At 32.0% G+C, this 10,000-nt stretch carries 9 protein-coding genes; all 9 read left to right on the top strand.

Translation table 11 applies throughout. The features are described from left to right. Nucleotides 1–259, top strand: a 259-nt coding sequence (locus SAR02S_RS12470; protein WP_041960208.1) for an MFS transporter, incomplete at its 5' end; no start/stop codon positions are given. A gap of 1 nt (nt 260) precedes the next feature. Continuing rightward, nucleotides 261–1,313: a hypothetical protein gene (locus tag SAR02S_RS12465; protein WP_041960207.1), complete on the top strand. Its 1,053-nt coding sequence runs from the start codon at nt 261–263 to the stop codon at nt 1,311–1,313. A gap of 8 nt (nt 1,314–1,321) precedes the next feature. Continuing rightward, nucleotides 1,322–2,290, top strand: a complete 969-nt coding sequence (locus SAR02S_RS12460; RefSeq protein WP_041960206.1) for a peptidoglycan bridge formation glycyltransferase FemA/FemB family protein — start codon at nt 1,322–1,324, stop codon at nt 2,288–2,290. After that, complete coding sequence (locus SAR02S_RS12455; protein WP_041960205.1) at nt 2,287–3,048, top strand: polysaccharide deacetylase family protein; 762 nt, start codon at nt 2,287–2,289, stop codon at nt 3,046–3,048. The genes SAR02S_RS12460 and SAR02S_RS12455 overlap by 4 nt, the downstream gene beginning before the upstream one ends. A 57-nt stretch (nt 3,049–3,105) precedes the next feature. Then, entirely contained in the window at nt 3,106–4,020 is a 915-nt protein-coding gene (locus tag SAR02S_RS12450; RefSeq protein WP_041960204.1) for a lysylphosphatidylglycerol synthase transmembrane domain-containing protein, read from the top strand. 69 nt (nt 4,021–4,089) lie between these two features. Next, on the top strand, nt 4,090–4,881 hold the full coding sequence (locus SAR02S_RS12445; RefSeq protein WP_041960203.1) for a glycosyltransferase family 2 protein: 792 nt from the start codon (nt 4,090–4,092) through the stop codon (nt 4,879–4,881). Continuing rightward, on the top strand, nt 4,878–7,016 hold the full coding sequence (locus SAR02S_RS12440; RefSeq protein WP_052433638.1) for an STT3 domain-containing protein: 2,139 nt from the start codon (nt 4,878–4,880) through the stop codon (nt 7,014–7,016). The genes SAR02S_RS12445 and SAR02S_RS12440 overlap by 4 nt, the downstream gene beginning before the upstream one ends. Nucleotides 7,017–7,022: 6 nt before the next feature. Further along, complete coding sequence (asnB, locus tag SAR02S_RS12435) at nt 7,023–8,831, top strand: asparagine synthase (glutamine-hydrolyzing) (RefSeq protein WP_041960202.1); 1,809 nt, start codon at nt 7,023–7,025, stop codon at nt 8,829–8,831. Then, a complete protein-coding gene (locus SAR02S_RS12430) occupies nt 8,828–9,964 on the top strand; it encodes a glycosyltransferase family 4 protein (RefSeq protein WP_041960201.1) in 1,137 nt (378 codons plus the stop codon). The genes asnB and SAR02S_RS12430 overlap by 4 nt, the downstream gene beginning before the upstream one ends. The last annotated feature ends 36 nt before the right edge of the window (nt 9,965–10,000 follow it).

Raw genomic sequence — 10,000 nt, 5'->3', positions numbered from 1 at the left:
TGAGGTTCTTCGAAATAAGCTGGCTTTTTTAGAAGTATATAATATCTCTTTTGGTGGTGCAATTGCGAATGTTGCAAGTGATATTATAATAGTTGTATTCATGATAATGGTAGGTTTTATTTTAGTTACGGGATTTAAAAATAGTAATAGTTTGTTCGATGCAAAAATTAGCAAATGGCTATATCTTGTAATTTTTTGTTTTGGGGTTTGCTTGATTAAACTTAGCGGTCCATCAGAATTTTTATATTTTAGGTTTTAACATGAATATGTATAAAGTATTAACATTTAAATTTTTTCTTTTTTCTATAATATTTATATTTTTAATTGCAGGGTTTAATTATAAGATAGATTACGCAGGATTTTTTAACCAAAAGCTGTACTTAGCGAATGTTGCTAGTGAGATGATAAAAGGGAATAGTATTCTTGGGTTAAAAAATTATGACGAGAAGCTTTTACAAAAAATAATCATTCGAAAATTTGAGAAAGAGCCTGATATGATAGTATTAGGCTCTTCAAGAAGTATGCTCATAAAATATGAATTTATTCGAGATAATCAAGATATCTCATATTATAATCATGCAGTAAGTGGTGCAGTATTAGGTGATATGATAGATATTATTAAAGAATATAAAGTAAAGGGTAGTCTGCCAAAAAAGATTATGATAGGGATAGACCCCTGGATATTTAATAGAGTTAATGGTGCAGAGAATCTAAAAAGTTTATTGGGATTAAAAAGTTCGGAAAAGCAGGAAATAGATCTTTTGAAATACAAGAACTTAGTTAATTTTGAATATACGAAAGAAAATATACTGTTTTTTTATAAAAACTTGAATCATCAAAGTGAATATTCTATTGTGTCGAATCATCAGGGTATGAATGATTATGTGTTAGATAAATTTGGAACACATTATTACCCTGATATTTTAGATGCGGAAATAGAAAAAATATTAAACAATGAAAAAAAACAGATAGCGGTAGAAGATAAATATTATGAACTTCTTGGTTTTAAGACTCTTTCCAATACAGAAACATTTGAACAATTTATTCATTATTTAAAAGAAAATGGCGTAGATATTGTATTTTTTTTACACCCTTATAACCCAGATATTTATCCATCTCTTGCACGTCATAATGTTTTTGGGATCATTTTAAAGGTTGAAGATTATATTATGGAATTTGCAAAAAAGAATAGTATTGAAGTGTTTGGATCTTATAATCCACATTTGTATAACGAAATTAAAAAGTATGATTATACAGATGGTCAACATGGAAAAGAGATAGTTTATAAAAAAGTACTTGAATTTAAAAGGTAAATGGAAAGATGCCAAAATATGAAATAATTAAAGATAAAGAATCTTGGAATCAAGCCATTGCCAAAGAGAAAAACTTTTCTGCGTATCAAATTTACGAGTGGGGCGAATATAAGAATAATCTGGGTTGGAAAATAGCAAGCATTAAGGCCAATAAAAATGGCAAATTAGCTTATCTCCAAATAACCTATAAACAAAAGTTTAATGTTTTTGTTGGTTGGTGTGTTGGAAGTATTGCAGGCTCAGTTGATTGTTTTGAAAAAGAAAAGTTTATAGCATTTATACAAGAGACATTTGGTATAAAATATGTTTTTATAAAAACGAGTTTTACTAATAGTTTAGATTTCAATGACTCTTTAGATTTGTATAGTTCAGGTTGGAAAAAGAGTTGCCAAAAGATGAATAGCGATTATACTATTTATATCAACTTGGAAAAAAGTGTTGAAGAACTTATGAGTGGTTGTTCTGCTAATTTTAGAAAAAATCTTAAACGAGGTTATGACAAAAATATAGATATAGAGATTTCATTTTTGGATAAGGCATCCGTTGATCAATTAGATGTTATTTTTCGTAAATTTGAAGGTTTAAAAGAAGTTACTTTACCAAGAATAAAAGAAATTATGCAGATACAAAATCATTTAGGTCAAAGAATCATCATAGCAAAATCAACACTTGATGAGAATGTTGTAGCGATAAGGGCTTTTTTATATTTTGAAAGTATTGCTATCGATTTTTGGGCTGCATCTGTTGATAAAGGAAGAGAAAGTTATTCTTCTCATGTTCTGTTATTTGAGCTGTTGAAAAAAGCCAAAGAGTTAGGTTGTAGCAAGTATGATATATCAGGCATTGATCCCTTATTGAATCCAAATGTTTTTTCTTTCAAAAATGGTCTTCGGGGTGATATTGTCGAGAAGCTAGGAGAATGGGAGATTAGTAACTCCACAATGTTAAGCTGTTTGATCAATAGGTTTTATCTATGAATTTCAAAAAAATGCTTAAAGACCAACTTGCTTACGTGTATTTTAATATTTATCATAAACACACTTCTCAAATCGGTAATCGTATTTTGATTTATCATTCCATAGGATCAAAATTACCACATGATAGCTATGGCATTTCAATTACAAAAGAGCGTTTTGTGGAACATATGCTTTTTTTAAAAGAACAATATGAGATTATTGCTTTAAATGAAGACTATAAAGATAAACTCGATGCCCAAACGCTCTCTATTACATTTGATGATGGCTATAAAGATAATCTCTATGCTTTAGAAATTTGTGAAAAATATTGCATTCCTTTTACACTTTATATTACAACTGGAACTATTGGTCAAAAAGATTATTTGAGTCAAGAAGATATAAAACTTTTTGCCAATTCTTCACTTTGTACCTTGGGCACACATGGGATGACACATAAACATTTAGGCTTATTAAATTATGCAGAACAAGAGATGGAATTAACCGAAAGTAAGAAAATGTTAGAAGATATTATTGGAGCAAAAGTTTTACATGTGAGCTATCCACATGGCTCATACAACGCAGATACTATCTTTTTGACAAGTAAAATTGGGTACAATATTGTCTCTTCTAGCCATATTGGTCTTAATACGAAGGCAAATATTGATTTCAAACGCTTAAAAAGAATAGAAATCATAGCCAGCGACGATATCAAGCACCTTGAACGTAAAATATTAGGATATTATGATTATTTGGCTTTGAAGGAAAAAATTCCTCATTAAGTAGGGTTATGCAAATCAATTTTTATATAGTGTATTTCAGCAAAGAGAAGATCAACTTTGCTAAGTAAGGTAATTAGTTTATCGATTGTTATTTTAGCATTGGCCTACCTTTATTTTAATATTAACATCAATCTATTACTTAATAGTCTTAAAACATATCATTTAATGACAATTGTTTATGTTTTTTTGATAACAGCATGCAATTTTTTGTTGGTAGCGTTTCGTTGGCAGATTCTTTCAGATAATAGAATCAGTTTTTATGATTCGTATAAAGTTAATCTTCTTTCAATGGTTATTAATCAGATTGCTCCTGCTAGAGCAGGGGATCTGTATAAGCCATATTATTTAAAACGTTATTTTGATATTAAGCTTGCTAGTTCTTATAGTTCGCTTATTATGGAAAGATTTTTAGATTTATTACTTTTGATTATTTTTACATTTTTACTATTTTCTTTTGGTAATGAAGCAAAATTTGTTGAGGTATTAATTCCTGCAATGTTCATTTTTGCATTTGGATCAATCGTTTTCTATCTTGCAATTAAATATCAAAAAATAACACTTTTTTTACTCAAAAAGCTTCCTATTCTTTCCATAAAAAGTTTTGCAATTAAAATCTTTTTAAATATTTTAAGAATTTCAAAAATAAAACTTGCTAAAGCATTTTTTGTAACAGCATTTTTATATATGCTATATGTTCTTTTTATGTACGGATTCATTAACAGTTTTTCAAATTTTGAGTTACCTTTTTCAAAAGTTTTTGTCGTATTTGTTATCTCCGCTTTTGGTCTTGCTCTACCATCTTCACCCGCAGGTATTGGAGTTTATGAGGCAACGATTGTTTTTGTGATGAAATATTTTGGTATCAATGAAGAAGATGCTTTCTCTTTTGCTTTTATTTATCATATCGTTCAAATATTAAGTATGTTTATAATGGCATTGTATTTTAAAATGAGAGATAACTTTGCAAAGTAGAGATAAATTTGTGTGTAGCGTAAGTATCTTTGTCCAATATCAATTGATGCCAAGACTTGAATACGCATTATGATATTTTCAGTCATTATTCCCTGTTACAATTGTGAAAAAACTATTGTAAGAGCACTTTTATCTGTAGCTACACAAACGTTTCATGATTTTGAGATCGTTTTGGTTGACGATGGTAGTGAAGATGGTACATGTAAAGTAATCAAAGAGTTTTTTCAAGATAAAAATCATCTTTCATACCACTATATATATCAGCAAAACAGAGGTGCAGGAACGGCTAGAAATATAGCTGCGCAATATGCTCATGGAGATTTTTTAGCTTTTTTAGATGCTGATGATGAATGGCGAGAGGATAAATTGGAAATACAATACGCATTCATCCAGCAGTATCAAGTAAAATTTCTCTCAACGAGTTATACCTTTGATCCTTTTTCACAAGCAAAAGATCTATTGGTAAAACAGTATGATTTTAAAGATTTTTTATTTTCGAACAGAACATCAACCCCTTGCACCGTTGTAGAAAAAAAGCTTTTTAATGAAGTCGGGGGATTCTTAGATGGGCAGAGGTATTCTGAAGATTACTATCTTTGGCTTAAAATTTCAAAAAAAGAGCCTTTATACTTTATGTTAAAGCCGAGTTTAACACGACTACATAAAAGAGCGTATGGCGAAAGCGGGCTCTCTTCTAAAATGTGGGAGATGGAAAAAGGTGAGTTGGCAAATTATTCTTTTTGTTTTCAAAATGGCTTAATAACGTATGCCCAGTATCTTTTTTTTATTGGTTTTTCTCTTGGAAAATACGGACTAAGGGTGATTAAAAATTATATTCAACAAAGGAAATATTTTAGATGAAGATTCGCCCTATACTGACAAGCCATTCTCAGTCAATGCCAGTTTCTGTATTTTTAGTGTTGGTGGGTTTGGCATATATCTTTAGTATTGGGGTTCGCTTGATTTGGGTTTCCCAATTCAATGGCTTTGACCAATTCATGTGGAATGATCAATTGATGATTAACACCAACGATGGATATTATTTTGCCGAAGGTGCAAGAGATATTTTACATGGTGGTCATGAAGTCAATGACCTTTCTCCCGTGGCGAGTCCTTTGTCTTTGTTGACAGCATTTTTAGCACACATTGTACCTGTAAGCTTTGAGACGTTAATCCTTTTTATGCCTACATTTATCGGTTCTTTAGTCGTTTTTCCAATCCTATGGTTTGGACGGCTTTTTAAGCAAGATGGTGTAGGGTTTGTTGCAGCATTGATTGGTAGTATTGCGGTAAGTTATTACAATCGAACAATGACAGGTTATTACGATACAGACATGCTTGTAGTGGTTTTACCACTTTTAGTTGTGTGTGCGAGTATTTATGCTTTGCAAACACAACGTACGAAAGTTCTCTTTTTGGCACCTTCCTTGGTTGCGCTTGGTATGTTGTGGCATCCCGCTGTTTTACATGTAGGCAATGGAGTGTTTGTAATGACTCTATTTTATATGGTTTTATTCGAACGAAAAAACAAACATTTTTACCAATTTATATCAATTTTTATTATTTCGTTAATGGCTCTGGATGTTTCAGTAAAACTTGTTCTTATTGGAATAGTAAATATTCTGTTTGTATATGCACAAGAGAAGCTGAATATGAAAAATTTATTAGCAATTTTATTCATAGGTGCTTCGTTTTATCTTGTGTGGGGTGGGTATGGTTGGTTGATGGGCGTTCTTCATAGTGAATATTTCACAAGAACTGAGATAAATGATATAGCCGCAGGGTATACTTTTAATTATTTTGAAGTCTTAAATACAGTAAGAGAAGCTGGAGATATCCCGTTTGAAACGTTTGCACATCGCCTTAGTGGGAGTACCATAGGATTTCTTTTGTCTGTTCTTGGATATAGCATGTTTGTTTATAGATATAAACTTGCGATGCTCTCTTTGCCAATGGTAGTTTTAGGATTTTTCGCTCTTAGAGGAGGGCTTAGATTTACAGTTTTTGCAGTACCATTCATGGCAATAGGTATCGCTTTTTTAATTATCTTAAGTGCTCAACTTATACAAAATATTTTTACAGAAAAAGCTCAACGAGTCGCCTATGGTGTTTTGATAGGCATAGGTACTATGGTAATGTTATTCCCAAATTTACAACATATTGTAAGATACAGTGTTCCAACCGTTTTTGTTAAAAATGAAGTTCAAGTACTTGACGCATTGAGTACCATAGCACAAAGGGAAGATTATGTTGTTGCATGGTGGGATTATGGCTATCCCATTCGCTATTATAGTGATGTGAAAACATTAATTGATGGGGGAAAGCATTCAGGTAGTGTTAATTTCCCAGTTAGTTTTTCACTTATAAGTGATCAAATATCTGGCGCAAATATGGCAAGGCTGGCTGTGGAATATACCGAAAGACCTAAAAGTGGTGGACTTGATGCGATGATACACGATTATAAAGAAACCAATGTTACACTGTTTTTGCAAAGCTTAGGCGATAAAGAGCTGATATTACCAGAAAAAACGCGTGATATTTATCTTTACTTACCCGATAGAATGTTACAAATTCTACCTACGGTAGCACTTTTTAGTACTATCGATTTAAAAACGGGTCAACAGCAAAAACAATCATTTTTTTATGTGGGGACACCATCTAAAGATTTGGGGGATAAAATTGATTTAGGCAATGGGGTCTTCTTTTATAAAAATGGGAAGCAGCTTCTCATTGGAAATCAAACATTGCCCGTTCATACATTTATAACAACTGTGTATGACGCAGATGCAAAATTGGCTAAAAATAGTTTACATGTAAATTCAGAAGGGGCTTTTTTTGTGATTTATATGAAAGATTACAATCGCTTTTTAGTCTTGGATGATGATATGTTTAACTCTCTTTTTATTCAATTGTATGTACTTGAGAATTATGATCCAGAGTTGTTTGAAGCTACAATTTTAACACCTCTTGCAAAAGTGTATAAACTAAAAAGGTAATTGGAAATGTGTGGAATTGCAGGCGCTATAAATGGGAGTTTTTCTGAAGAAAAAGTCTTTTCTTCTCTGTTTCATCGAGGACCAAATGAGCAATCAAAAATTTCTTATCAAAATGTAACGCTTTTTCATACGCGTTTATCCATACAAGATGTGGCACATGGTCAACAACCTTTGAGTATTGATTCCTATGTTATCGCGTTTAATGGTGAGATTTATAATCATCAGGAATTACGCCAAGAGCATTTGTGCGAATTCGATTTTATGACCTCTTCTGATACCGAAACACTGCTTTACATGTACATCAAATACAAAGAAAAAATGTTTGATTTACTTGATGGAATGTTTGCATTTGCTATTTTAGATAAAGAATCCAATAAACTTTTTTTAGCAAGAGACAGAGCTGGAAAAAAACCGCTTTATATTTACCAAGAAAAAGAGACGATTTTTTTTGCAAGTGAGCTCAATGCTATTAAAAGTGTTATTCCAAACCTACAAATAGATGAGCAAAATATTTACTTTTATTTGCGTAGTGGATTTTTTTACAAACAGAATACTCCCTATAAAAATGTCTATGAAATTGAAAATGGAACATTTCTGGAAATAGATTTGCAAACGCTTGCACTTAAGAAAAAGAGCTATTTTAATATGCTTGATCTTTATCTTAAAAATGAGAAAATAAGTTTGCACGAGGGACTTTTACGTACAGAAGAGGCTCTCAAAAAGAGTGTTAAAGAGAGACTTCTATCTTCTGATTTAGAAGTAGGTGCTTTTTTAAGTGGTGGAATCGATAGCTCATTAATTGTCGCGTGTGCAAGTGAATATCGCTCGGATTTAAAGACATTTACCGTCAAGTTCAATGGTGCATTTGATGAGTCGTCCTTAGCCTTATTGACAGCACAAAAGTATGGCACACAACATACGCAAATTGATATTTCAATGAATTTAAAAAATGATATTGAAACTATTTTGCGAGGCTATGGTGAGCCTTTTTTTGACTCTTCTGCCATACCTAGTTACTATGTTTCTCAAGAAGCAAAAAAGCATCTTACCGTCATTCTAAATGGGGATGGTGCGGATGAGTTGTTTGGCGGATACAGACGCTATGTTCCTCTTGCCAATGGTTGGCTAAATTATGCACGGTATTTTGCATGCTTAACAGATGTTTTGCCAAAACCTCACGATAAAAAATCACTTTATAATTATGCTTATAGACTTTTGTCAATGTCTAAAAAAACAGGTTTGGATTTTTATTGCTCTGCGACAAATGATATTTTTGAAGATGTTTATACGTTTGAGAATAACGCAAAGTTTCAAGAAATGGATAATTTTGTACGATCAATATGGTCTCAAAATACCGATGATTTGTCAAAAATGTTATGTCTTGATTTTGAACTTTTACTTTTCAGTGATCTGCTTGTTAAAATGGACATTGCAACGATGGCGCATTCTTTAGAGGGGCGAAGTCCTTTTTTAAGTAAATACATGCTGGAACTTGCTCCTTCTCTTGACGTTACATGTAAAATTAATGGTAAAGAAACCAAGCATCTTTTACGTACGTTAGCTAAAAAATATCTTCCCAGCGAACTGATCAATCAACCCAAAAGAGGTTTTGAAGTACCTTTGAAAAAGTGGGTTGAAAATGATTTGAAAGAAAATATTTTTGATGCTCTTGGCACGCAGAGTTATTCAAGTTCTTTTATTGACAAAAAATTTATTGATGCATTACTTGCCAATAAAATTAATGTTTCAGCAGAAAAACGTGCAAAAATGTTGTGGAGCATGTATTGTTTAGAGGTTTGGAGAAAGAACGTATGAAATGTATTGTTATTCATGCCAATGTGCTTTGGGCAATTGTTAATTTTAGATTGGAGTTGATACGTTTTTTACAAAAATCTGGATACAAAGTTGTGTGTGTCTCTGATACCGATAATTTTTCAGATCTCTCTTTGGAAAAATTAAACCACTATAGTATTGAATTTTACAAAATACCAATAGGCAGAAAAAGCCTTAATCCTTTAGCTGAAATTTGTTATATGTATGCTCTTTTTAGCGTCTATAAACGTATTAAGCCTGATATTATTTTGAGTTATTCTATTAAACCCAATATCTTTGGAAATTTTGTCGCTCGCATGATGAGTATCCCTGTGATTAGTACTATTAATGGACTTGGGTCTGGTTTTTTGGGAAAATCATGGTTAAGATTGTTAGTTCAATCACTCTATAAAATTGGGTTAACATCTGCAAAAATTGTTTTTTTTCAAAATAGTGAAGACAAGAGTTTGTTTATTAATACGGGTATGGTAACACCTACTCAAGCTCGCTATATTCCTGGGTCTGGTGTTAATGTTGAAAACTTTGCAGACTGTGCAAAAACTGATAGCACAAATGTCTCTTTTTGCCTTATTGCAAGATTGATTAAAGATAAAGGAATCTTAGAATATATTGATGCAATACGCTTATTGCGAAAAAATTATTCTTTTGAAACAGATGTGGTGTTTTATTTGGCGGGAGCATTAGATGAAGGAAATCCTAGTGGTATTTCCAAAGAGAGTATTGAAGTGTGGGGAAAAGAAGGTTTGGTGCATTATTTAGGTGTTACCGATGTTATTCAAGACTTTTTAAAGTGCATCGATGTTGTGGTTTTGCCGAGTTATCGAGAAGGCCTTTCTAGGGTTTTACTTGAAGCTGCTAGTGCAAAAAAAGCTATTATAACAACAGATACTGCAGGATGTAGGGATGTTGTTGATGATGGCGAAAATGGTTTTTTGGTGAAAGTAGCTTCAGCAGAATCACTTTGTGAAGGGTTTGTCAAAATACTCTCTCTCCCTTCTGAAACAATTAAAAAAATGGGTGAAAATGGATATACAAAGGTTGAAACGGTATTTTCTCAAGAGACAATTAACGCTCTTTATTTAGAGGCAATTAGGGAGATTGTGAAAAATGCTTGAGTCTATTGTTTTTCTATTGTCAGCTTTACTCACATA

This window comes from Sulfurospirillum arsenophilum NBRC 109478, assembly GCF_000813345.1.
GTDB lineage: Bacteria > Campylobacterota > Campylobacteria > Campylobacterales > Sulfurospirillaceae > Sulfurospirillum > Sulfurospirillum arsenophilum.
Note: the sequence above shows the minus strand (reverse complement) of the source record. Positions and strands in the feature narration are given on the sequence as shown.